18 protein-coding genes and 1 riboswitch are annotated in these 24586 nt (G+C 71.9%); of the genes, 4 read left to right on the forward strand and 14 right to left on the reverse strand.

Annotated features, from left to right (window positions below):
- Positions 1–139: 139 nt before the first annotated feature.
- The 9 genes from ACZ6B1_RS16010 to ACZ6B1_RS16050 form a co-directional block, all read right to left on the reverse strand.
- Positions 140–832: a transglycosylase family protein gene (locus ACZ6B1_RS16010; RefSeq protein ID WP_468778734.1), complete on the reverse strand. Its 693-nt coding sequence runs from the start codon at positions 830–832 to the stop codon at positions 140–142.
- Positions 833–836: 4 nt separating this feature from the next.
- Positions 837–1009, reverse strand: a riboswitch (cyclic di-AMP (ydaO/yuaA leader).
- A gap of 176 nt (positions 1010–1185) precedes the next feature.
- Positions 1186–2217, reverse strand: coding sequence for a transglycosylase family protein (locus tag ACZ6B1_RS16015; protein ID WP_468778736.1), 1032 nt, complete (start codon positions 2215–2217; stop codon positions 1186–1188).
- A gap of 148 nt (positions 2218–2365) precedes the next feature.
- Positions 2366–3655, reverse strand: a complete 1290-nt coding sequence (locus ACZ6B1_RS16020) for a cytochrome P450 family protein (protein ID WP_468778738.1) — start codon at positions 3653–3655, stop codon at positions 2366–2368.
- A 280-nt stretch (positions 3656–3935) separates the two neighbouring features.
- Complete coding sequence (locus ACZ6B1_RS16025; protein WP_468778740.1) at positions 3936–4904, reverse strand: nucleoside triphosphate pyrophosphohydrolase; 969 nt, start codon at positions 4902–4904, stop codon at positions 3936–3938.
- A 96-nt stretch (positions 4905–5000) separates the two neighbouring features.
- Positions 5001–5648, reverse strand: coding sequence for a SurA N-terminal domain-containing protein (locus ACZ6B1_RS16030; protein ID WP_468778742.1), 648 nt, complete (start codon positions 5646–5648; stop codon positions 5001–5003).
- A 146-nt stretch (positions 5649–5794) separates the two neighbouring features.
- The gene (locus ACZ6B1_RS16035; protein ID WP_468778744.1) at positions 5795–6622 is read right to left on the reverse strand and encodes a glycoside hydrolase domain-containing protein; all 828 of its coding nucleotides are present in this window, start codon (positions 6620–6622) and stop codon (positions 5795–5797) included.
- Between the two features lie 123 nt (positions 6623–6745).
- Entirely contained in the window at positions 6746–8239 is a 1494-nt protein-coding gene (locus tag ACZ6B1_RS16040; protein ID WP_468779381.1) for a protein kinase domain-containing protein, read from the reverse strand.
- Between the two features lie 38 nt (positions 8240–8277).
- A complete protein-coding gene (locus ACZ6B1_RS16045; protein ID WP_468778746.1) occupies positions 8278–8907 on the reverse strand; it encodes a hypothetical protein in 630 nt (209 codons plus the stop codon).
- Between the two features lie 147 nt (positions 8908–9054).
- Complete coding sequence (locus ACZ6B1_RS16050) at positions 9055–11133, reverse strand: N-6 DNA methylase (RefSeq protein ID WP_468778748.1); 2079 nt, start codon at positions 11131–11133, stop codon at positions 9055–9057.
- Between the two features lie 189 nt (positions 11134–11322).
- Here ACZ6B1_RS16050 and ACZ6B1_RS16055 point away from each other — a divergent pair, with 189 nt between their 5' ends.
- Together ACZ6B1_RS16055 and ACZ6B1_RS16060 are read left to right on the forward strand one after the other, a co-directional pair.
- Positions 11323–12024: a hypothetical protein gene (locus tag ACZ6B1_RS16055; protein ID WP_468778750.1), complete on the forward strand. Its 702-nt coding sequence runs from the start codon at positions 11323–11325 to the stop codon at positions 12022–12024.
- Between the two features lie 187 nt (positions 12025–12211).
- Positions 12212–12964: a hypothetical protein gene (locus tag ACZ6B1_RS16060; protein WP_468778752.1), complete on the forward strand. Its 753-nt coding sequence runs from the start codon at positions 12212–12214 to the stop codon at positions 12962–12964.
- Between the two features lie 25 nt (positions 12965–12989).
- Here the strand turns inward: ACZ6B1_RS16060 and ACZ6B1_RS16065 are convergent, their stop codons facing one another.
- The 5 genes from ACZ6B1_RS16065 to ACZ6B1_RS16085 form a co-directional block, all read right to left on the reverse strand.
- Positions 12990–13733 (reverse strand): N-acetyltransferase, encoded by a 744-nt coding sequence (locus ACZ6B1_RS16065; RefSeq protein WP_468778754.1) that lies wholly within the window; start codon positions 13731–13733, stop codon positions 12990–12992.
- Positions 13734–13782: 49 nt separating this feature from the next.
- Complete coding sequence (locus tag ACZ6B1_RS16070; protein ID WP_468778756.1) at positions 13783–14502, reverse strand: HNH endonuclease family protein; 720 nt, start codon at positions 14500–14502, stop codon at positions 13783–13785.
- A 216-nt stretch (positions 14503–14718) separates the two neighbouring features.
- Positions 14719–18252: a transcription-repair coupling factor gene (mfd, locus tag ACZ6B1_RS16075; protein WP_468778758.1), complete on the reverse strand. Its 3534-nt coding sequence runs from the start codon at positions 18250–18252 to the stop codon at positions 14719–14721.
- A gap of 301 nt (positions 18253–18553) precedes the next feature.
- On the reverse strand, positions 18554–21136 hold the full coding sequence (locus ACZ6B1_RS16080; protein ID WP_468778760.1) for an ABC transporter permease: 2583 nt from the start codon (positions 21134–21136) through the stop codon (positions 18554–18556).
- Positions 21133–21921 (reverse strand): ABC transporter ATP-binding protein, encoded by a 789-nt coding sequence (locus ACZ6B1_RS16085; protein ID WP_392295449.1) that lies wholly within the window; start codon positions 21919–21921, stop codon positions 21133–21135. The genes ACZ6B1_RS16080 and ACZ6B1_RS16085 overlap by 4 nt, the downstream gene beginning before the upstream one ends.
- 601 nt (positions 21922–22522) lie before the next feature.
- Here ACZ6B1_RS16085 and ACZ6B1_RS16090 point away from each other — a divergent pair.
- Together ACZ6B1_RS16090 and ACZ6B1_RS16095 are read left to right on the forward strand one after the other, a co-directional pair.
- Positions 22523–22930, forward strand: coding sequence for a DUF485 domain-containing protein (locus ACZ6B1_RS16090; RefSeq protein WP_468778762.1), 408 nt, complete (start codon positions 22523–22525; stop codon positions 22928–22930).
- A 53-nt stretch (positions 22931–22983) separates the two neighbouring features.
- Complete coding sequence (locus ACZ6B1_RS16095; RefSeq protein ID WP_468779383.1) at positions 22984–24564, forward strand: sodium/solute symporter; 1581 nt, start codon at positions 22984–22986, stop codon at positions 24562–24564.
- Positions 24565–24586: the final 22 nt, after the last annotated feature.

Raw genomic sequence — 24586 nt, forward strand, 5'->3', positions numbered from 1 at the left:
ACAGCCCCGCCCCGGTGCGTACGGGGGAAAACGCACCGGGGCGGGGAGCCCGTGGGGGACGGGGGGAATGACCCTCACGCGGCCTTCAGCCTGGGGGACGGCCTTGTGAGGGCACTGTGGTTCCGGTCGGAGCCAGGTGTCACTTCAGGTGCAGCTGCTGGCCCGGGTAGATGAGGTCGGCGTCCTCGACGATGTCCTTGTTCAGCTTGAACAGCTTCTGCCAGCCGCCGTCGACCTTGTGCTTCTCGGCGATGGTGCCGAGGGTGTCGCCCTTGACCACCTTGTACTCGCCGTCGCCCTTCTTGACCTTCTTGCCGGTCGGGGTGGTGACGGTCTTCTTCGCGCTCGCGGCCGGGCGCTCGCTGGAGCGGGAGGCGGCCTGCTGGTCGGTGGAGCGGCTGGCGGTGCTACCCGAGGAGGTGCTCTTGGAGGAGCCGCTCGGGGCGGAGCCGTTGTTGGGGGTGCTGGACAGGCCCTTGCCGCACACCGGCCAGGCGCCCTTGCCCTGGGCGGCGAGGACCTTCTCGGCGACGGCTATCTGCTGGGCCTTGGAGGCCTGGTCGGCCTGCCCGGCGTACTGCGTACCGCCGTAGGCGGCCCAGGTGGAGGCGGAGAACTGCAGACCGCCGTAGTAGCCGTTGCCGGTGTTGATGGACCAGTTGCCACCGGACTCGCACTGGGCGACCGCGTCCCACTCGGAGGTGGTGGCGGCGGAGGCGTTGCCGGCCGCCATCAGCGGGGCGGCGACGGCGGCGCCGGTGACACCGGCCAGCGCGATGGCACGGGTGGCCTTGGACGGACGACGGTGCTTGCCCTTGCTGGAGAACAGCATGGATGGATCCCCTCACCGACGCCTGCGAGGTGAGCTGTCGGGTTCGGGCCGGTTGAGTTGCCCGGCCGCGGGCCCGCTTTCGCGGGCCGCGGCTCCACCCCTAGCCGGTTCCAGCGCGACCGCTGGTTCCGGCACTTACCTTGGGTCCCCCGCTCCTGCCTACGGCGCATTACGCGACGACTGTTCCCGGGCGGCCGCTGGCAGGATTCGGCGTTGCGACAGCCGGGGCTCGTGGTGACGAGCGGTCATGACCGTAGACACGCGATCGAGGGAATTTCAAAGACGATCAGGGCTTCTGAGACTCATCCCACACTTTCCCCGAAACGGACATCGACGACCAATACGGGCGTCAACTACCGCTGCTTTTGGCCCGTTTCGCTACCGACTTCCAGGGTCTGACCGGCGGAGATGTGGTTCGGGTCGGCGCCGATGGCCTTCTTGTTCAGGGAGTAGAGCTCGTGCCATCCACCGTCCACGTCAAGGGAGTCGGCGATGGAGGCCAGGGTGTCGCCCTCATGCACGGTGTAGGCGTCCGCCCCGCGGGAGGCGTGCTTGCCCGACGAGGCGGCGCTCTGACCGTTTGTCACGCTTTCGTCCGCACTACCCCCGCGGTGACGTCCGCCACTGCTGAGCGCTCCGGTGTCGACGAGGCTCCAAGAACCGCCGGTCTGCCATGAATTGTCCGAGTCCTCCACAGCGGGTTCCGCGGTCGCGGACTCGCTCCCCTGCGACGTCTCGGCGCTCGGCGATGCGGATTTGTCGGACTTGGGGGCATCCGTGCTCTTGCCCGACCCCTTGGAACCGGCACCCTTGTCCGCACCCGAGGGCGACTTGTCCGCCGAGCCCGAGGAGGAGTCGGGCGACGAGGAGGAATCCGGCAGACCGGACGAGTCGGAATCATCGGTGGAACCGGACGAGTCCGTGGAGCCGGAGGAGTCGCCCGACTCGTCCTGGTCCGCGTCGGACTTCCCGGAGCCCCCGACACCCGTGTCGACGTCCAGGGATCCGGAGTTGGAGGTCAGACCGGAGAGCAGGGCACAGGTGGTCCAGGGCGTGGTGCCCTGGTCGGCGAGGATCTTCTCGGCGACGGCGATCTGCTGCGAGCGGCTGGCCTGGTCGGCGGTGGCGGCGTACTTGGTGCCGCTGTAGGCGTCCCAGTCGTCCTGTGAGATCTGCAGCCCGCCGTAGTACCCGTTGCCCGTGTCGGCGCTCCAGGAGCCGCCGCTCTCGCATTCGGCGACCTTGTCCCAGGTGGTGCCGTCGGCCGCGTTGGCGCTCGCGGCGCCGAGGAGCGGGATGGCGATGGCGGAGCCGGTCACTCCGGCCGCGACGAGAAGAGCCGGAGCCTGACGGGGGCGACGGTGACGACCGTTCCCGGAGAGCATGCGGAAGCCTTTCGTGCGACAGCGGGACCGGCGCGGCGCGTAATGCTCGGGCCGCGCTGATGGGTGAACGTATAGGCATACGATCACTTGTCACAAGTTCATGCCGCACAGATCACGTGAAGATCACAAAGTTGAACGCCCTTCACGTTCAGGGTTGTACGGCCTGTTCCGCGGCCGGGGTGAACTCCACGGGCAGGGTGCGCAGCCCGCGCATGATGAGCCCGCCGCGCCAGCGCAGATCGGCCGGATCGGCCGCGAGCCGCAGGTCGGGGAGGCGGGTGAGGAGCGTGGCGAGCGCGGTCCGGCCCTCCAGCCGGGCGAGCGGGGCGCCGAGGCAGTAGTGGATGCCGTGGCCGTAGCCGAGGTGCTGGTTGTCCTCGCGGGCGAGGTCGAGGACATCCGGGTCGGCGAACCGCTCCGGGTCCCGGTCGGCCGCGGCGAGGACGACGAGCACCGGGTCGCCGGCCGCGATGTCCTGCCCGCCGAGGGTGAGCGGCTGGGTGGCGAACCGCCAGGTGGCCAGCTCGACCGGGCCGTCGTAGCGCAGCAGTTCCTCGACACCGGTCTCGAGCAGGCCCTGTTCGCCGCGGGCGAGGGAGTCCTGCAGCCGGTGGCGCTGCTCGGGGTGGGTGAGCAGGGCGTAGGTGCCGTTGCCGATGAGGTTGACGGTCGTCTCGAAGCCGGCGAACAGAAGGATGAAGGCCATCGCGGCGGCCTCGTTCTCGGTGAGGTGCTCACCGTGGTCGGAGGCGCGGATGAGGCCGGAGATCAGGTCCTCGCCCGGGGTGGGCTCGGCCGGCAGTGCCGCACGCTTGCGGTGGATCAGCTCGGCGAGGTAGCCGCGCATCTTCTTCACCGACCGGGCGACCCCGCCGCGCGGTCCTCCGCCGTGCCTGATCATCATCCCGGCCCAGTCACGGAAGTCGTCCTGGTCCTCGCGCGGGACGCCGAGCAGGTCGCAGATGGCGTAGATGGGCAGTGGGAAGGCGAACTCGTGGATGAGGTCGGCGGAGCCCGTCCTCGCGAAGCCGTCGATGAGGTCGTCGGTCAGCTCCTGCACCCGGGAGGCGAACTCGGCGACCCGGCGGGGCGTGAACGCCTTGCTGACCAGTCTGCGCAGCCTGGTGTGGTCCGGCGGATCGATGTTCAGCAGGTGCGTCATCAGCTCGGCCTTGCGCTCGCCCGGGATACCGGTCTTGCCCTTGGCGTGCGCGGGCTCGTCGTGGTGCGCGGGGTTCTTGCTCAGCCGCTGGTCGGCGAGGGCCTGCCGGGCGTCGGCGTACCGGGTGACCAGCCAGGCCTCGACCCCGCTCGGCAGCCGCGTCCGGCGCACGGGCTCGTGCTCGCGCAGCCAGGCGTAGGCGGGGTAGGGATCGGCGGCGAACTCCCAGGTGAACAGTTCCGGGGCGGTGCGGGGCGGGGCGGGCTGGTCGGTCACTCCTCGACGGTATCGGTCGCGGACGCCGGCTCCGCCCCGGCCGCCGCGTGACCGCCGGCGGCGGCCCGCCGCATCCGGTGGCCGGCTCAGTCGCGCAGCGCGCGGGCGAAGGCCCACGCGGCGCCGGCGTCACCGCGCTCGGCCGTCTCCCGTGGATATCCCGACGCGCCTGCTCCACCGGTCGTGAGCCCCGGGGTGCCCGGACGGCCCCCGGCCGTCCGTGCCTGCCCCGGGGCCACGGCACCGACCTGAGGCGCCGTCACCGCGCTCGGCTGAGGGGTCAGCTCTCGGCGGCGCGTATCGCGTCCCGGTACACCCGCGCCGCCGCCCGCAGTGCCGCCTCCGGGTCCACGCCGTCGGCCTCCGCGCGGACCGCCAGGGCCAGCAGTTCGTAGCCGATGCCCTCGCCCTCGGGCAGCGGCACCTCCAGTCCCGCCGTGCGGGTGCGGGAGGCGAGCTTGGCGGCGAGGGCGAGGCCGGGCTGGCCGAGAGGGACGCCCTCGGTGACCGAGGTGCGCCGCTTCTCCTCGGCCTTGGTGCGCAGCCAGTGCTCCTTGACGTCCTCGGGGGTCTCGGCCGTCTCGTCGCCGAAGACGTGCGGGTGGCGGTGGATCAGCTTGGCGACGATGCCGCCGGCCACGTCGTCGACGGAGAACGGGGCCTCCGGGTCCTCCTCGGCGATGCGGGAGTGGAAGACGACCTGGAGCAGGACGTCGCCCAGCTCCTCGCGCAGCTCCTCCCGGTCGCCGGCCTCGATCGCCTCGACCAGTTCGTACGCCTCCTCGATCCCGTACTTCGCCAGGCCCAGGTGGGTCTGCCGGGACGACCAGGGGCACTCGGCGCGGATGCGGTCCATGACCTGGACGAGGTCGAGGAGGCGGGCGCCCGGCAGGTCGTAGGAGGCGGGCAGCAGTTCCAGCTCGGGCATCCGGAGCCGCCCGGAACCGGCGAGGCGGGCGAGGCCGTCGGTGAGGGCGGGCTCCCCCTCCCCCGTGGCCACGACCACCACCGTCCGCCCGCCCGCGCAGGCGTCGACCAGCTCCTGCGCGGTGGGCGACGCCTCCGCCACGGATATCCCGGCCTCCCGCAGGTAGGGGAGCTGCGGATGGGCGCCGTCCGCGCACAGCACGGCGTCGGCGGCGCGCAGCGCCTGCCAGGCGGGCCAGGACAGCAGGCCGGGCGCGACACGGTGGCTGGTGGTGAGCAGGACGATGCGGCCGGGAGCGGCTTCGGGGCTGGTTGCGTTCACGATCCGAACGTAACCCACGGCGAAGAGGGACGGGATCGGTTGTCCACAGGGCGGGGACAACGTGTGATCGTATGACCGACCACCCGCCACCGACCGCTACGCGGGCTGCTGCGCCCCCGCCGCCGTGACCTCGCGCACCCAGGGCGTCTTGGCGTCCACGCGGCTGCTCTTTCGCACGTCCCAGGCGCCGTAGCGCGGGTTGAGGTCGACGTGGAGTTGCTGGGAGGCCTTAGACAGGGCGTTCCAGAACGCGGGCTGCGTGGTGTCGGTGCCGAGCTTCGCGGCGAGCTTCTGCGCCTCGAGCTGGAGCCGGAGGTTGTCGTCCAGGCGGCCGGGCGCGATGCCGTACTTCTGCAGCCAGGCGGTCTCCAGGCCCTTGGCGCCGCCGGCCTGCTGCTCCAGGCCGGCCCGCATCCGGGAGACCTCCTTGCGGGTGACCGCGATCCCCTCGTCCCGCGCGGCGCGGTGCAGTACCTGGTCCAGGACCATGTTGTGCAGGGTGTCGCGGGTCAGGCTGCCGGTGGAGGCGAGGACCTGCTGGTACTGGGTCTCGTCCTGCACCACGGCCCGCTGCGCCCGGCGAACCTCGTTGACCCGGCCCTCGAGCTGGGCGACGCTGATCCGCTCCCCTCCCACGACCGCGGCGGCGCCGGGGTGCGCTTCGCTTCCGCAGGCGGTGAGAACGGGTGCCGCGGCGGCGATCGCTGCGGAGAGGAGGAGCGCGGTGCGACGGCGGCGGTGCAAGGAGACCTCCAAGGGAGCTTGTGCGGCGGTGCACAAAGTCTTGCGGTGATCGATGTTAGGCAGTGGGCAGCCTGTGGCCAACCCATTCGACCAACGATTCGCACGCGCTTCGGGCACCGCCGCGTCTCCCCCGGCCGGGGTACGGGTCAGCCGGTGACGGCCACCGGCGCGTCCCACGCGTCACGGTCGACGGTGAGCGTGACACCGCCGTGCGACTCCTTGCTGTTGACCATGTACTGGTGGGCGCGGCTGTGGTCGGTGAACTGGGTCGAACCCCACGGCCAGTCCGAGGTCGTGGTGTTCTTCTTGTCCCACAGCGCGTACCAGAGGTTGCCCGGCAGGTCGGTCTTGTCGCTCGCGGTGGCGACGGCCTTGGCGCTGGAGCTGGTGAAGCCGTAGTAGCCGGCGCGGTACGTCTTGACGCGCAGTTCCTTGTCGAAGGCGCGGACGTAGGTGAGCACGGCGTCGTTGCACGACTTGCTGGTGATGTCGTACGGCTCCATGTCCAGGTAGATCGCGCTGCCGGCCTTCATGCCGAGCGCGGCGGCCTTGGCCACGGCGTCGTCGGCGTCGCTGGTACCGAGGGACGCGGCGGTGGACGCGGTGAGCTTCTCCGGGTTGGAGCCGGTCTGGCAGGGCGGCTGGGCGCCGACGTAGATCGGGACGAGCTTCCAGCCGAGACCGCTGACGTACGTCACCCAGGAGGACGTCAGATTGGGCTGCGCGCAACCGCGGTTCCTGCCGCCCACGTAGACGGCGGCCGCACCGTAGAAGCCGGTGTGCCAGGCCTTCATCGTCGCCTTGGAGGGCGCGGTGCAGGTGTCGAACGCGCGCCCGGTGAACGTCTTCTGCGCGGGCCAGGAGGTGGCGGCCGTCGAGGTCTGCGCCGCGATGCCCGCGCCCGCGAGGACGGCCGTTCCCGCCACGCCCCACGTGATGTACCTGCGCCTCTTGGACTGCCGATGACCTGCCATGGAACCCCACCCCTGCTCAAAAGTGCGTGGCGAAAACGCACCGCAACCTATCCCGCGCCGATCATGCGTGCGGGAAACGCGCCCCCTTGCCAGGCACAAGAATCCCCCAGGCAACGGCAAAAACTAGCCGCGCACCTGCCCCAGCCATTGCAGGGTCCGGCGGATCTCCGCGGCCAGCGGGTCGCCGGGGCCGCGGAAGCGCTCGACGTCCACCAGCAGCCGCGCCAGCGTGTCGTGGGCGGCCGGCCGGTCGCCGAGGGCGAGCAGCAGGTGGCCGATGCGGCGGCGCACGTCGTGGGCGAGCTGCGGATCGCCGGAGACGTACTGGTTCTCGTAGTACGGCAGCAGCGCCCGGTACTCGGCGAGCGCCGCCGCCGGTTCGCCGAGCTGCTCCAGGCACTGGGCCGCCTCGTAGCGGAAGCGCAGGGACTGCGGGTCGGCCTGCCCGGCCTCGGCGGCGCGCTCGTCGGCGAGGCGGCGCAGTTCGGGCAGCGCGCGCCGGTACTGGCCGTCGTCCAGGAGGGTGGCGGCGTACTGCTTGCGCAGGGTGCGCACCACCGGGGAGCGCTCGCCGTGCTGTTCGGCCGCGGCGGGCAGGATCGCGCCGAGTATGTCCACGGCCTGGGTGATGCGGCCCTCCCCGAGCAGGCGCTTGACCTCGTCGACGGCGGCGGCGACGTCGGGCTTCCCGGCGGCGGGCGGCGCGGGCGCGACGGGGGCGGGCTGCGGCGCGGGCGTGCGGGCGCGGTCCGGCCAGGGGGCGTGCGGGCGCAGGAAGGGGCGCGTCGGATCCAGCGGCGCCCCGGTGGGCATGCCACGCGCGGGCAGCAACAGCGCCAGGTGCTCGTACACCTCCTGCGCGGAGTCCGGCCGGTGCTGCGGGTCCTTGGCGAGCAGGCGCAGGACGAGCGCCTCCAGCGCCTCGGGGACCTCGGGGCGGATGCGGCGCACCGGCACCGGTGGCTCGTACAGGTGCCGGTGCAGCACGCCGAGCGCGGTGGAGCCGGCGAACGGCACGTCGCCGCTGAGCAGTTCGTGCATCAGCACGCCGAGCGCGTACAGGTCGGTGTACGGGCCGACGGCGCCGCCCATGGCCTGCTCGGGCGCCATGTAGGCGGGCGAGCCGATCGGGGAACCGGTGTGGGTGAGGCGGGTGGTGTCGGTGTCCATGACGGAGGCCACGCCCAGGTCGAGGACGGTGACCGTGCCGTCCTGCTTCACCATGACGTTCCTCGGCTTGAGGTCGCGGTGCACGATCGGCACGGCGTGCACCGCGCTCAGCACGGCGCAGAGCTGCGCGGCCACCGCCACCGCCCACTGCCACGGGTACGGGTCGTGCTCGGCGAGATGGTCGGAGAGGTCGGCGCCGTCGACGTACTGCATGACGAGGAACAGCTCCTCGCCCTCGCTGCCCGCGTCGTGCACCGTGACCAGGCCCGGGTGGTCGACCTGCGCGGTCACCCGGCACTCGCGCACGAAGCGGCGGCGCAGCTCGTCCGCCTCCTGCCCGGCCACCTTGTCGGGGCGCAGCAGCTTCACCGCCACCCGCCGGTCCAGCCGCTGGTCGTACGCCGTCCACACCTGGCCCATGCCGCCCTGGCCGATGAGCGTGGACAGTTCGTAGCGACCGGCGACGACGCGTCCCGCCGCCACGCTCACCGTCCGCCCTCGGGGCCGGCGTCCCGCATGCCGTCGCTGTCGTGGTGGCCGTCGTGCTTACGCAGGTAGTCGCTCAGCTCGTCCAGTTCGGCACGCACCTGGTCGATACGGGCGGGCGCCGGGCGCTGCGGCGGCGGGGCGACCGGCGGGGGCTGCGGCACCGGCGTGTGGTGCGCCGGGGGCGTCGCGGGCACGGGGGTCTGTGACGTGGCCGAGGTGGTGAACGCCGACGAAGGCGGCGGGTAGCCGTACCCGGACACCGCGCCGCCCGCGTACGTCTGCCGCAGCCTCTGGTAGTACCGGATCTCCGCCACGAGGTAGTACACGAGCGCGGCCGCCAGGGCGCCCAGGAGCAGCAGGACGCCCAGGTAACCACCGGTGGTGTGGACCTCGTCGCCGGGCTCGCTGCCCAGCAGGACGATGCTGAGGATGTCGGCCGCAAGCAGCGCCACGAACAGACCCCAGTCCAGCGACCTGCGCGTGACGGCGGCCAGTCGCAGCAGCATCACCCAGGCGAGCATGCCGATGCTGAGGACCCCGACCGCCACGAACAGCACGCGCAGGAGGACCAGCCCCGCCGGGTGCGGCGGCTGCTTCACCGGCTGTGTGTAGCCGTGGCCTTGCATGGCTGCTCCTGATGCCTGAAATGGGCGTGCCTGTCCGCCCGGTGTGCTCCGCCGGGCTGACACCACTCGTGCGATGGTCGCTTCGAGCATATGGCCCGGCACGGACAAGCGGTCCGGGTTGTACCGAACCGTTGTCCGGGAGCATCGTCAATCCGGCGCGACGGTGCCGTCCGTGAGCCCGTCGTACATCCCGCGCACCAACTGGTCCCCGAGCCGGCTCGCGTGCCGCACGGCCCGTTCGAACTCGTCGAGGGCGCGGAACCGCGCGCCGTAGCGCCGCTGTTCGTCGAACGGGAGCCGGGGAAGCTGCAGGCGGCGCACGTCCAGGCGGGTGGCCGTGGAGGCATAGCTGCTGGCCTGACGGTGGTTGGCCGTTCCGCGCAGGAAGCCGGCGAGGAACCACGGGTCCAGCGCCGCCGGATCGGGCCGCAGCAGCACCAGGTTGCGGCCCAGGGCGGCGCCCCGCGTCGCCTCGCCGATCACGCGCGCCACCGAGCCGCCGCCGAGCACCGGCACGACCACGTCGCCCGGTTCCGTCAGCACGGCTTCCTCGTCGCTCTCCGGCAGCGTCCCGGAGGGTGCCGTTCCGGCGAGCACGTCGTGGTCGGTCAGGACGGGCACGCGCGCGCGGCCGCCGTTCCCCCCGGTGCGCAGCACCAGCGTGCCCCCGCGCGCGAGTTCACCGACGGTGGTGAGCGGCCAGCGCACGGGCGGCGCCGGGCCGACGGGGGGCGGGGTGAGGTCGGCGGTCAGCCGCAGTGTCTCGCCGAGGCGCTCGCGCACCGCCGTGAGCTGCTCCGCGCCGTCGGCGGCCGCCGCGGGCGGCAGATGACGGGCGGGGGCCAGGTCGACGTCGTCGTCGAGGAGTTCGATGACCGGCACGGACCGGGCCAGCCCCGGCCGCTCCGTCAGCCGCCCGGCGCGCTCGAAGGCGCGCCAGGCGTCGAGCACGGCCTCCCGCACCGCCTGCCAGTCGGGGCCGCCGCGTGCCTCGCCGGCGAACCGTCCGGTGTCGGCGAGCAGCACCTCGGGCGCCGCGGGCGTCCGGTCCGGCCGGCGCAGCACCCACACGTGGAGCGGGATGTTGTACGGCGGCGCCGCCCCGACCGGCAGCGCGACGACGGCGCGCAGCGCGCCCCGGCGCAGCAGGTCGGCGCGGATCCGGCGCCCGGAGCGGCGGGAGGCGGCGGCCGGCGGCATGAGCAGTACGGCGGTGCCGCCGTCGGCCAGCCGGGCCAGCGCGTGCTGCACCCAGGCCAGCTCGGACTCGGTGCGCGCCGGGAAGCCGTACTCCCAGCGGGCGTCGTAGGCGAGTTCGTCGTGGCCCCAGTTGCGCTCGTTGAACGGCGGGTGGCACAGCACGGCCTCGGCGCGCAGCTCCGGGTGGGCGTCGGCGCGCAGGCTGTCGCCTACGGCGGCGTGCACGGTGGCGCGGGACTGCAGCCTGAGGCGCAGGGCGGTGACGGCCGCCAGGTCGGGTGCGCCGTCCTGGGCGTACAGCTCCTGGTCCGGGCGGGTGTCGACGGCGCGCAGCAGCGCGCCGGTGCCGCAGGCCGGGTCGAGAACGGTGCGGGCGGGGCCCGCGAGGTCGGCCATCAGCCGGGCGAGTTCGGCCGGCGTGAGCGTGTACTGGCGCGGATTGGCGTCCAGATGGCGGCCCAGGAGGAACTCGAAGGCCTGCCGCGCCCCCGTCTCGGCGGCCAGTTCGGCGGCTCCGCGCAGGAGAGGGGCGGAGGGGAGGAGCCGGGGACCGCTCGGAGTGCGCAGCGCGGGGGTGTGAGCGGCAGGCGAGGTGTGAGCGGGGGCGCCGGTGTTCACGACAGGCGGGGTGTTCACAGTGTTCACACCCAGTACCTGCTCCAGCGCGCCCGGCAGCATCGCGGCCAGACGCTCGTCGGATCCGGCGCTCACGTCCAGCCAGACGGTCGGGCGTTCATGGATGAGCAGCAGCGCGCAGCCGGCGTGCACCAGCGCGGTGACCGGGCCCTCGGGATGCCCGGCGATCTGCTGCCAGACGCGCTCGCGCAGCGGGACCTCGGCGAGCTTGCCCTGCTCGCGCAGCCATGCCTCCACCTCGGCGAGCGCGAAGGACGGGCTGGTCTCGGTGCCGCCGACCGGTTTGGGGAAGTCGGCGTGCCTGCGGCGCCAGTTGCTGACGGCGGCTCGGCCCACTCCGGCGAGCCGCGCGATACCGGCGGCGGTCACCTCTGTCGCGTTGTCCTGCACCGGTCCCGCTCCCCTCGTCCCGTTGTGCGCCGAGCATACCGGCGTACACAAGAGCTGGGCATTCACGGACGTGTACCGTTCTGAATCTGTGAACCGTGTTGACTCGGTTCACAGGCTCTGGTCTTATTGACCCAGCGAACGAGCGGCCAGCCGGAGGGGGCGGCCGCCGCATGGGGAGGGGTTCCTGCCATGGGCATGAAGGGCAAGATCGCGCTGGGCGCCGTCGTCGGGGTCGCCGTCATCGCCGCCGTGTCGGCCAACGCCGACAACGGCAAGGACGGCGGTTCCGGCAGTGGCAAGGACACCTCGGCGTCCGCCGCGCACCGGCCCGGCTCGAAGCAGGACACGGGCGCCGGCAAGGAGGCGGGCGGCAGGGCGGCGGAGAAGAAGAAGGCCGCCTTCGAGGGGGACGGCGAGTTCCAGGTCGGCTCCGACATCAAGCCCGGCACCTACCGCACCACCGGCAACACCGACGGCATGTGCTACTGGGAGCGGGCCAAGGACGCCTCAGGCGAGATGGACTCCATCCTGGCCAACGACAATGTCTCGGGCACGAGTTACGTCACCATCAAGGCCGCCGACAAGCTGTTCGAGTCGAACGGCTGCGCGGACTGGGAGGCCGTCGCCGCGAAGGCGAAGGGCTCGCCCGCCTCCTCCATGGACGGCGACGGAGGCATGTTCAAGGTCGGCACCGACATCGCGCCGGGCACCTACAAGTCGGCCGGCAACAGCGACGACTCCTGCTACTGGGAGCGCGTCAAGGACGCCGAGCACGGGCTCGACTCGATCATCGCCAACAACAACGTGAAGGGCACGGCCGTCGTCACCATCGGTGCCGGCGACGCCTACTTCAAGACGACCGGCTGCGGGAACTGGAAGAAGACGGCCTGACCGCCCCGTTCACCGCCGCACCGCACCACCACCGTCGCGGCACCGCGCCGCACCGCCCCCGCGCCACACCACCGTCGCGCAACGCGCCACACCACCGTCGCGCCACGCACCGCACCACCGTCGCGCCACGCACCGCACCACTCCTCACCACAATTCACCACCTCACTTCTCCCAGCAAGGAACTGTCATGCGCCGAACCGCACTTGCCGCCATCTGTCTCGTCGCCGCGGCCACCGCGGGAATCACCGGCTGTCTGCCGGGGCAGGACAAGGCGGACAGCAAGCCGAAGGGCCCGTTCGCCGGAATGAGCGGAGGCGAGATCGCCGACCGCGCGCTGAAGGCCACCACCGGGGCCTCGTCGCTGCGGATGAAGGGCGATGTCGCCGACGACGAGAGCACGGGCACCATCGGGCTGGACATGGCCCTGGACAAGAAGGGCGAGTGCGCCGGCACGATGAGCATGGGCGGCCAGGGCAAGGCCGACCTGATCAGGACCGGGAGCACCGTCTACATGAAGTACGACGAGGCGTTCCTGCGCGCCCAGAGCAAGGGCGAGTCCAAGGCCGACACCGACGCGGCCGTGGACATGCTGGCCGGGAAGTGGACCAGGATGGCGGTGAAGGGCCAGGACGCCAAGGACATCGCGGGCTTCTGCGACCTGAACTCGGTGCTGGCCGGCGCGGGTGACGTCAGCTCGGACGCCACCCGCGGGAAGACCACCACCCTCGACGGCACACCGGCGATCGTGCTGCACGAGAAGGACGGCAAGGACCGCTACACGCTGTACGTGGCGACCGAGGGCAAGCCGTACCTGCTCCAGGTCGACAGCGCGGCCGGCACCAAGGAGCCGGTGCACCTGTCCTTCAGCGACTACGACAAGCCCGTGCCGGCGCGGAAGCCCGCCGGGAAGGTCATCGACCTGGACGCCCTGGGCGGCTGAGTCCGGGCCGGGGCCCGGCGCCGGGTCACAGCGGGTGCCGCATCCACACGTTGGGTTCAACGTAGACGGCGTACCCGCGCTCCGGTTCGCAGTGGACCGGGACCAGCGCGCCGGGCACCTCGACGTCCCCCCGCGTGTCGAAGGGCAGCCCGGTCCAGCGGCGCCACTCCTCGAGGGAGGCGCCGACGGTCATGGAGGCCGTGGCGACGGAGTCGATGGTGGCACCGGCGCGGGCGTGCACGCGCAGCCACGGGTCCTCCGGCAGACCGTCCGGGCGGACCCGGTGGGCGTACTCGGCGATCGGGGTGCGCGGCTCACGGTGCTTGCCGCTGGGGCGGACGGGGGCGACGACCTCGCCGAAGCCGCGGGCGCGGGCGTTGTCCCGCATCGCCGAGAGCATGAGGGCGGACAGGCCGTGCCCCTGGGCGTGCGGGGCGATGACGACGGAGATCGCGCTGACCGTGTCGGGGCGGGTGCCGCGGCGCAGGTCGGCGAAGGCCCACAGCAGGATCTGGTCCCAGCCGCGGGCGGGCAGGGCGCCCCGGCCCTCGGCCGCGAGGGCGAAGGGGACGCTGAAGGCGTGGGCGACGACCTCACCGTGCTCGTCCTCGGCGAACAGCGCGTACTCGGGCAGTTCGGTGGGGATGCGGCCGTAGTGGGCGTTGCCCACGGGGTCGTTGGTCACGAACTCGGGCCAGGTGTCGGCCATCTCGAACACCGCCGGCAGCCGGTCGGGCCGCTCGGCGAGGCTGCTTACCCTCACGTCCATGCGGGTCACCGTAGGCGGTGCGGATCGCCCCGGGAAACCGAATTGCCGCTCACCGGGCCCTGAAGCGCTCCGGGGCGTTCGTGGGATTGCCGCCCGTGGGGAGCTTCTGGTCCGGGCAGCCGCCGAGCACCTTCTTCATCGCGGTCTTCTCGGCGGCGGTGACCCACAGGCCGTACTTCTTCTTCACCGCCACCTGGGCGGCGACGTAGACGCAGCGGTAGTCCTTGTCGGGCGGCAGCCAGGTGGCCGTGTCGCCGTCGCCCTTGCCGCGGTTGGTGCTCGCGTCGACCGCGAGAAGGTTGAGCGGGTCGTTGGCCAGGGCTATGCGCTTGCTGGGCTCCCAGTACTTGGCGCCCTTCTGCCAGGCGTCCGAGAGGGCGACGAGGTGGTCGATGTCGACCTGGCTGCGGCCGCGCCGGTAGGTGATGACCTTGCCGGAGTAGGGGTCGGGCTTCAGCAGGCCGTAGGAGACCTTGCAGTCCCCGTCGGTGTACTTCACCTGTTCCAGGTCGCGTTTGAGGATGTCGTCGCGCGTGTCGCAGGAGTTGGAGTCGGTGTCGGCCCAGGCGGAGCCGAAACGCTCGCGGGAGTAGCCGGTCTTGGGGGCGCGGCCCTTGACGGTCAGCGAGTCGGCGGCGGACAGGGCCGCTCCCCCGCGCGCCTTCTCCTCGGGACCCGGGGACCCGCCGATCCGGTCGCTCTTGCAGCCGGCCACGGAGACCGCCATGACGACCGCCGCGGCGACCGCCCCGCCCCTCAGACGCGTCACGGTGCGTCCCCCTCGCTCGCCCTGTCCGCCCTGATGTACGGGCGGATCGTGTCCGCGTCCACCGTAACGGGCGTACGGCGCACAGCAGATGGGTCTCAAAGGGGCGATCGGGCCGCAACCGGGATGATCGACGCGAAATTCGATGCTCCGCCATCGGCCACCGCACCACGGCCGCGGGGCGGGAGGTTTCGCCCTCCCGCCCCGCGGCCGGAACTTCTACGATCCCAGGACCGAGGCCAGGAACTCGCCGACCCAGCCCAGCAGTTCGCGGCCGACGAGCGGCTTGCCCCCGACCTTCGCGGTCTTCGGCCGCGGGACGAGGACCTGGTGCGCGGCCGGCTTGATGACCGTGCCCGGGTACAGCCGCTTGAGCCGCAGCTCCTGCGACTCGCGCAGCTCCACCGGCGCGAAGCGGATGTTGTTGCCCTGGAGCACGATCTCGCCGACGCCGCACGCGCGCGCGAGCATCCGCAGTCCGGCCACCAGCAGCAGGTTCTCCACCGGCTCGGGCAGCTTGCCGTAGCGGTCGGTGAGCTCCTCGCGGACGGCCTTGACGTCCTCCTCCGAGTTGGCGGAGGCGATGGCCCGGTATGCCTGCAGGCGCAGCCGCTCGCCGGGTGCGTAGTCGTGCGGGACGTGCGCGTCGACGGGCAGCTCGATCTTGACCTCGAGCGGCGGCTCCTCCTCGATCCCGCCGGTCTCGAGCTGCCGCCGGTAGTCGGCGACGGCCTCGCCGACCATGCGGACGTACAGGTCGAAGCCGACGCCCGCGATGTGCCCGGACTGCTCGCCGCCGAGGAGGTTTCCGGCGCCGCGGATCTCCAGGTCCTTCATGGCGACGTACATGCCCGCGCCCATCTCGGTGTGCTGGGCGATGGTGGCGAGGCGCTCGTGCGCGGTCTCCGTCAGCGGCTTCTCCGGCGGGTACAGGAAGTAGGCGTAGCCCCGCTCCCGGCCCCGGCCGACACGGCCGCGGAGCTGGTGGAGCTGGGACAGGCCGAAGTTGTCGCCGCGCTCCACGATGAGGGTGTTGGCGTTGGAGATGTCGATGCCGGACTCGACGATCGTGGTCGACACCAGCACGTCGAACTTCTTCTCCCAGAAGTCGACGACCACCTGTTCCAGCGCGGTCTCCGACATCTGGCCGTGCGCCGTGGCGATCCGCGCCTCGGGGATGATCTCGCGCAGGCGCGCCGCGGCCCGGTCGATGGACTCGACCCGGTTGTGGATGTAGAAGACCTGGCCCTCGCGCAGCAGTTCACGCCGTACGGCGGCGCCGATCTGCTTCTCCTCGTACGGTCCGACGAAGGTGAGGACGGGGTGCCGCTCCTCGGGCGGGGTGGTGATGGTGGACATCTCCCGGATGCCGGTGACCGCCATCTCCAGGGTGCGCGGGATCGGGGTGGCGGACATGGTCAGGACGTCGACGTTGGCACGGAGCTTCTTCAGCTGCTCCTTGTGCTCGACGCCGAAGCGCTGCTCCTCGTCCACGATGACCAGGCCGAGGTCCTTGAACTTGGTCTCGGAGGAGAACAGGCGGTGGGTGCCGATGACAACGTCCACCGAGCCCTCCTTCAGGCCCTCCAGGACCGCCTTGGCCTCGGTGTCGGTCTGGAAGCGGGAGAGGGCCTTCACGCTCACCGGGAACTGCGCGTACCGCTCGGAGAAGGTCCCGAAGTGCTGCTGCACCAGCAGGGTGGTGGGGACGAGCACGGCGACCTGCTTGCCGTCCTGTACGGCCTTGAAGGCGGCCCGCACCGCGATCTCGGTCTTGCCGTAGCCGACGTCGCCGCAGATCAGGCGGTCCATGGGGACCGACTTCTCCATGTCCTCCTTGACCTCGGCGATGGTGGTGAGCTGGTCGGGGGTCTCCGCGTAGGGGAAGGCGTCCTCCAGCTCGCGCTGCCACGGCGAGTCTCCGCCGAAGGCGTGGCCGGGGGCGGCCATGCGGGCGCTGTAGAGCTTGATCAGGTCGGCGGCGATCTCCTTGACGGCCTTCTTCGCGCGCGCCTTGGTCTTGGTCCAGTCGGCGCCGCCGAGGCGGTGCAGGGTGGGGGCCTCGCCGCCGACGTACTTGGTGATCTGCTCGAGCTGGTCGGTGGGGATGTAGAGGCGGTCGCCGGGCTGGCCGCGCTTGGCGGGGGCGTACTCCACGACCAGGTACTCGCGGGTGGCGCCCTGCACGGTGCGCTGCACCATCTCGATGTAGCGGCCGACGCCGTGCTGCTCGTGGACGATGTAGTCGCCCGCCTCCAGGGTGAGCGGGTCGATCGTCTTGCGGCGGCGGGCCGGCATCCGGGCGCCGTCGCGGCCGGAGGCCTTCTGGCCGGAGAGGTCGGTCTCGGTGAGGACGGCCAGCTTCAGCGCCGGGTCCACGAAGCCGTAGTCGATGCAGCCGCAGGAGACGTGCACCACGGAGGGGCTCAGCTCGCCGAGGTCGGCGTCCAGGCGGGCGGCGATGCCCTCGCCGCCGAGCACCTCCACGGTGCGGGCGGCCGGGCCGTGGCCCTCGGTGACGAAGACGGTGCGCCAGCCGTCGGCGAGCCAGCCCTTGGTGTCGGCGAGGGCCCGCGCGGTGTCGCCGCGGTAGGTCTCGGTGGCGTGCATGCCGAGCTTGAGGGTGTCCGCGTCGAGCTGCTCGTCGGCCGCGAACGGCGACACCGACCACCACATCATGTTCAGCTCGCGCGCGCGGTCACGGACGTCGGCGATGGACCACAGGGAGGCCGCGCCGACGTCGATGGGCGCCTCGCCGCCGCCCGCCGTGGCGGCCCAGGAGGCCTGCAGGAACTCCTGCGAGGTGGCGACGAGGTCGGCGGCACGGGTGCGGACCCGCTCCGGGTCGCAGACGACGGCCATGGCGCCGCCGGGGAGCACGTCGAGCAGCAGCTCCATGTCGTCGACCAGGACGGGCGCGAGGGACTCCATGCCCTCGACCGCGATGCCCTCGGCGATCTTGTTCAGCAGTTCGCCCAGCTCCGGGTGCTCCTCGGCGAGGGCACGCGCGCGCGTGCGCACGTCCTCGGTGAGCAGCAGCTCGCGGCACGGCGGGGCCCACAGACCGTGCTCGGCGACCTCGAGGGAGCGCTGGTCGGCGACCTTGAAGTAGCGGATCTCCTCGACGTCGTCGCCCCAGAACTCGACGCGCAGGGGGTGCTCCTCGGTGGGCGGGAACACGTCCAGGATGCCGCCGCGCACGGCGAACTCGCCGCGCTTCTCCACCAGCTCCACGCGCGCGTAGGCGGCGGCCGCGAGGGCTTCGACGACCTCGTTCAGATCGGCGCTCCGGCCCGTTCGCAGGGACACCGGCTCCAGGTCGCCGAGGCCCTTGACCTGCGGCTGGAGCACGGAGCGCACGGGGGCCACGACGACGGAGACAGGGCCGGTCTCGGGGTCGTCGGTGCTGGGGTGGGCGAGGCGGCGCAGTACGGCGAGGCGGCGCCCGACGGTGTCGCTGCGCGGGCTGAGCCGCTCGTGGGGCAGCGTCTCCCAGGAGGGGTACTCCGCCACCCTCTGCGGGGGCAGCAGGGTGCGCAGGGCGGCGGCCAGGTCCTCGGCCTCCCGTCCGGTGGCGGTGACCGCCAGCACCGGCCGCCCCGCCTCGCGGGCCAGGGCGGCGACCGCGAAGGGGCGGGCCGCAGGGGGGCCGACCAGGTCGACGTGCATGCGGTTGCCGTCCGCCGCCGCCTCGATCGCTTCGGCGAGGGCGGGGTCCTTGACTACGGCGTCGAGCAGACCGTGCAGGCTCATGGAGAGGCTTTCCGTCCGGGTATGGGCAACGCGAACCACCCGACACGCGGGGCGGGCCGGGGGTTCCCAGGGTACGACGCCCGGGCTCCCGTCACCCGGTGGAGTGAACACGCCGACCCGCTGAGAGACGCGGCGCTACCGTGGAGGCGGGGCCAGCCCGGCGCCCCGTCCACTTGGGGTGGTGCCGTTTCGGCCCGTCGTGCAGCGGACCGCCGCCGCATGACAGCGCCCGGCGCCGAGAAGTCCCCCGTGACTTCTCGGCGCCGGGCCCCCGTGCCCCCGTGTCCCCCTCACCGGGTGACTACTCGGTCGCGATCGCGTTCAGGACGTTCATCCGGCCTGCCCGGAACGCCGGGATCAGGGCGGCGAACAGGCCCACGAAGGCCGAGGCGACGAAGACCGTGATGATCGTCGGCCAGGGGATCTCCAGGACCTTCAGGCCCTCCAGCGCCAGCAGCTTCTGCGCGGTCGCGCCCCAGCCCATGCCCAGGCCGAGGCCGAGCAGGGCGCCGAAGACCGCGATCACCACGGACTCCAGGCGGATCATGCGGCGCAGCTGGCGGCGGGAGAGGCCGATGGCCCGCATCAGGCCGATCTCCCGGGTCCGCTCGACCACCGACAGGGCCAGGGTGTTCACCACACCGAGGACGGCGACGATGATCGCGAGCGCCAGCAGGCCGTAGATCATGTTGAGCAGCTGGCCGATCTGGTCCTTCAGCGCCTGCTTGTAGTCGGTCTGGTCGCGGACGGTGTACTGCGGGTACTTGTGCAGCGCCGCCCGGAGCTCCTTGTAGGCGGCGTCCTGCCGTCCGTCCTTGGCGCTGGCGAAGACGAGCTGGTCCAGCGGCATCCGGTTGGCCGGCACGTACTTGGCGAGCGTGGCCATGGAGGTGTACTTGGCGCCCTGGTCGATCACCTCGTCGCTGCTGGTGATCGCCCGGACCGTCAGGCGGGCGGTGGAGCCGTCCTTGAAGGCGACGCCGATCTTCGAGCCGATGTGGATGCCGTGGTCCTTGGCGAACTTCTCGTGGACCGACATCGAGTCGGGCAGGTAGGCGTCCTTGAGGTCACCGGCGACGGTCTTCTTGCGCAAGTCGGTCGCGTAGGTCGGGTCGGCCGCGGTGATGTCGGTGTCCTTGAGGGTCTGGCCGTCGGGGGTGGTGAAGTCCGCCTTGGTGGGCCGGTACTCGGTGACCCGTGCCAGGCCGGGCGTGGACTTGATGGCCGCGACGGCCTGCGGGACGACCGGGGCCCCGTTGTCGTTCTGGACGATGAAGTCCGTGCCGACGGTCTTGTCGAGCTGGTCGGTGGCGGAGGCCACCATGGAGGACCCGACGACCGACAGGCAGGCCACGAGGGCCAGGCCGATCATCAGGGCGGCGCCAGTGGCGCCGGTGCGGCGCGGGTTGCGCAGCGCGTTGCGCTCGGCCATCCGGCCGACCGGGCCGAAGATCCGCAGCATGACCGCGCCGAGGACCCGGACGAGACCGCCGGCCAGCAGCGGGCCGATGACGACGAAGCCGATCAGGGTGAGCACCACGCCGAGGCCCAGCCAGCCGGAACCGCCCTTGGCCTGGTCGGCGATGGCGGCCGCGTACAGGCTCGCGGCACCGGCGCCGGTCAGGACCAGGCCGACGACGGCCCGCACGATCCCGGCCTTGGCGTCGGCCGGGGCGCTCGCGTCGCGCAGCGCGGCCATCGGGGAGACCTTGCCGGCGCGCCGGGCGGGCAGGTAGGCGGACAGGACGGTGACGACCACACCGAGCAGCAGGCCGAGGGCGGGGGTGGTCCAGGCGACGGTCAGGTCGTCGGTGGACAGGTGCATGCCTATCTGGCCCATCAGCTTCATCAGGCCGACCGCGATGCCGACGCCCGCGCCGACACCGAGCACCGACCCGATCACGCCGAGCAGCAGCGCCTCGATCAGTACGGACCGGTTGACCTGGCCGCGCGAGGAGCCGATGGCCCGCATCAGGCCGATCTCGCGGGTGCGCTGGGCGACCAGCATCGAGAAGGTGTTGATGATGAGGAAGATGCCGACGAGGAAGGCGATCCCGGCGAAGCCGAGCATCGCGTACTTCATGACGTTCAGGAAGCTCTGGACGCTCTTCTGGTTGGCGTCGGCGACCTCCTTGGCGGTCTGCACCCGGTAGCCGTGGCCGCCGAGCGCGGCGGTGACGTTCCGCTTCAGCCGTGCGTCGCTGACCCCCTTGTCGGCGGTGACGTTGACGTTCGTGTACACCCCGGTCCGGCCGATCAGGGTCTGCTGGGCGGTCTTCGTGTCCAGGTAGAAGATGGCCGCGCCGGGGTTGGTGACGGTGAAGGCGGCGATGCCGGACACGCGCGCGTGGTGGGTGCCGACGGCGGTGATGATGCCGATCTCGTCGCCGAGCTTCAGGTGGTGCTTGTCGACGGTGTCCGCGTCGACCATGACCTGGCCGGGGCCCTTGGGCGCCGTACCGGACGTGATCTTCATGGTGCGGGCGTCGTTGCCGTTCCAGCTTCCGACGATGGTCGGGGCACCGCTGGTCGGGGAGAGCTTGTCCAGGTCGTGGTCGACGACGGTGACCGAGGTGGAGAACACCGTCCCCTCGGCCTTCGCGACACCCTGGGCCCCGCGCACCTCACCGACCACGGAGGCGGGCATGACCGGCGGCTTGCCGGTGCGGGAGGTCGTCTCGCCGGTGTCGGAGGAACCCTTGGCGCTGACCTGCACGTCCGAGGACGTGGTCTGGAACAGCTTGTCGAAGGTGGTGTTCATCGTGTCCGTGAACACCAGCGTCCCGCAGACGAAGGCCACCGAGAGCAGCACCGCGATCGCCGACAGCGCCATCCGGCCCTTGTGGGCGAAGAAGTTGCGCATCGAGGTCTTCAGCACGGTCATGACGTGCGCCCCCGGGCGTCGAAGTCCTTCATACGGTCCAGGACCTGCTCGGCCGTCGGCTGGTGCATCTCGTCGACGATCCGGCCGTCGGCGAGGTAGAGCACGCGGTCGGCGTAGGAGGCGGCGACGGGGTCGTGGGTGACCATCACGATGGTCTGCCCGAGTTCGGTCACGGAGCGGCGCAGGAAGCCCAGCACCTCGGCGCCCGCGCGCGAGTCGAGGTTTCCGGTCGGCTCGTCGCCGAAGATGATCTCCGGGCGGGCGGCGAGCGCGCGGGCCACCGCGACGCGCTGCTGCTGGCCGCCGGAGAGCTGGGTGGGCCGGTGCTTGAGCCGGTCGGCCAGCCCGACGGTCTCCACCACCCGGTCCAGCCACGCCCGGTCCGGCTTGCGGCCGGCTATGTCCATGGGGAGCGTGATGTTCTCGAGCGCGTTCAGCGTGGGCAGCAGGTTGAACGCCTGGAAGATGAACCCGATGCGGTCCCGGCGCAGCTTGGTGAGCTTCTTGTCCTTCAGGCCGGTGATCTCGGTCTCGTCCAGGTAGATCTGACCGCTCGTCACCGTGTCCAGGCCGGCGAGGCAGTGCATGAGGGTGGACTTGCCGGACCCCGAGGGGCCCATGATCGCGGTGAACTGGCCGCGGGCGATGTCCACGTCGACGTGGTCCAGCGCGACGACGCGGGTCTCGCCGGACCCGTACGCCTTGACGACCTGCCGGGCTCGCGCGGCAACGGCCGTAGGCCCTCCAGTGCCCCCGTGCCTGGGAATGGTCACAGCCGATGTCACGGTACGTCTCCTATGTCGGTCGACAGGTCGGTGGGTGCGCCCCGGTTCCGGTGCGCCTGTTCCGGGTACGACGCCGAGTCTGGCGTGCGGCGGGCGTGCCGCGCGCTGGTGCGAAGCCCCCTGTTGTGCGGGGGAAAACCCCACCCCCGCGGTTCGGTCAGCCGCCCCCCGGCGGCGTAAAGCCAGGTTAAGGACGGCGGTGGGCCCTTCTCGTCCTCCGGCGGGACGAACCCTCCCCGACCCGTAGTACGGAGATACCCCTAGGGGTCGTCCACCGTCGGGTGGAGACGCACTCGGGGTCGGCTCCACCCTCCGCCACGGAAAGGCTCCACCCTCTCGTCGCGTCAGGTTCAAGCCCCAGGCCCGCAGGGCGGCTTCGCACCGGCCGGCGGTGCGGGTGCCGCATCGCGAACACCCTGGTTAACGGGGGTAACAACACGGGCGGGACACGGTTCGGTGGAGTAAGCGCATACCGACCGGCCAGTTCGGAGAAAAGCCCACGCGGCCAAGGGCCCGCGAGTAGCGTGCGTGACTCCGTTCCCCAAGCCCTACCTCCCTGCGGTCCGCCGCCACGGACCCGAGCCACGCAAGGAGCCCCGGGATGTCCCACGACCCGCCGCACTCCCCGTCGTACCCGACCTACCCCTGGCAGCCAGTACCCCCCGAGCCGCCGCGCCCGCACCGGTCCCCGGCCCGCGAACCCCTCGGGCACCACAGCGACCTGCGCACGCTGCGCGGCGCCTACCGCTGGCAGCGACGCACCGCCACCCTCACCGCACTCGGCTACTTCACGCTGTTCCTCGTGCTGTCCGCGTACGCCCCGGACGTCATGACGCGGGACCTCGCCGACGGCATCCCGGCCGGCCTGCTGCTCGCCCTGCTCCAACTCCCGGTCACCTGGCTGGCGATCGCCCTGTACGAGCACACCGCGCGCCGCCATGTCGACCCGCTCGCCGACCGCATCCGCAAGGAGGCCGAGCTGGACGCGCGGCGGGGAGCGATCCGGTGACCGCCCGCGCCCTTCCGCCGGGCGTATCCGGCTTCAGCGGCTCCGCCCAGGCCATGTCACTGGTCGCCTTCTCCGCCGTGGCCACCCTCACCCTGCTGCTGTGCGTGATGACCGGCCCGGACCGCGACGACCTCGACGAGTTCTACACCGGCTACGGCACCCTGTCCCCGCTGCGCAACGGCCTGGCCATCGCCGGGGACTACATCTCAGCGGCGACCGTCCTCGGCACCGGCGGAGTGATCGCCCTGTGCGGCTACGACGGTGTCGTGCTCGCCCTCAGCACCGCCCTGTCGCTGCTGCTGCTGATGTTCCTGCTGGCCGAACCGCTGCGCAACGCGGGCCGGTTCACCATGGGCGACGCGCTGGCCCGCCGGATGCCGGGCCGCGCCGTGCGGATCACGGCCTGCGTGGTGACGATCGCCTCGCTGCTGCCGCTGATGCTGGTGCAGCTCGCCGGCACCGGACAGCTCATCGCGTTCATCCTCGGCTTCTCCAACGAGTCGCTGAAGACCGGCTGCGTCATGGGACTCGGCGCCCTGATGATCGCCTACGCGGCGATCGGCGGCATGAAGGGCACCGCGCTCATCCAGATCCTGAAGATCGTGATGCTGGTCGGCTCCGGCGCCGTCGTCGCCGTACTGATCCTGCACCGCTTCGACTGGGACCCGGGCGCGCTGTTCCAGGCGGCGGCGCGGCAGAGCGGAGCCGGTCCGGCCTTCCTGCACTCCGGGCTGCAGTTCACCGGGCACTCGAACGCCCGCCTGGACATGATCAGCTCCGAGCTGACCATCGTCCTCGGCGGCGCCTGCCTGCCCCACATCACCATGCGCATGTACACCGCCTCCAGCGCCCGTCAGGTGCGCCGCTCGCTGTCCTGGGCGGTGTCGCTGGTGGCACTGTTCGTGCTGGTCATCACGGTGGTCGGGTTCGGCGCCACGGCCCTGGTCGGCCGCTCGGTGATCGCGGCGGCCGACAAACAGGGCAACACCGCCTATCTGCTGGGCTCCCGGGCGGTGTTCGGCGTGGACGTGTCCACGGCGGAGAGCTTCCTGTTCACCCTGGTCACCACGGCGCTCTTCCTGACCCTGCTCGCCTCGGTCGCCGGGATGATCCTCGCCTGCGCCAACTCCCTGGCCCACGACGTGTTCGCCGCGCGGGTACAGGAGATGCCGGCCCGCCGGGAGATGGCTCTGGCCCGCTTCTCCGCGCTCGCCATAGGGGTGCCCACGATCCTGCTGGCCACCCTGGTGCAGCACTACAGCCTGCAGCCGCTGGTGACGCTCTCCTTCTGCCTCGGCGCCTCCGCGCTCGCGCCCGCCCTCGTCTACAGCCTCTTCTGGCGCCGGTACACCCGGGCCGGACTGATGGGCACCCTGCTCGGCGGCTCGCTGACCGTGCTGCTGCTCATGCCGGGCACCAACCTCGTCTCCGGCTCGCCCGTCTCGGCCTTCCCCGACGCCGACTTCAACTGGTTCCCGTTCACCACGACCGGCATCGTCTCCATCCCGGCGGGCTTCTTCTTCGGCTGGCTGGGCACGGTCGTCTCCGGCCGCCGCAGGGCGGAGGAACAGCGGCGCCAGTACGAGGCGGTGGAGGGCTGGATCCTGGCGGGCGCGGTCCGCAGGGGCGGCTGAGCCGACGCGGGGCGGCGCACCC

Source organism: Streptomyces sp. NPDC041129 (assembly GCF_055592265.1).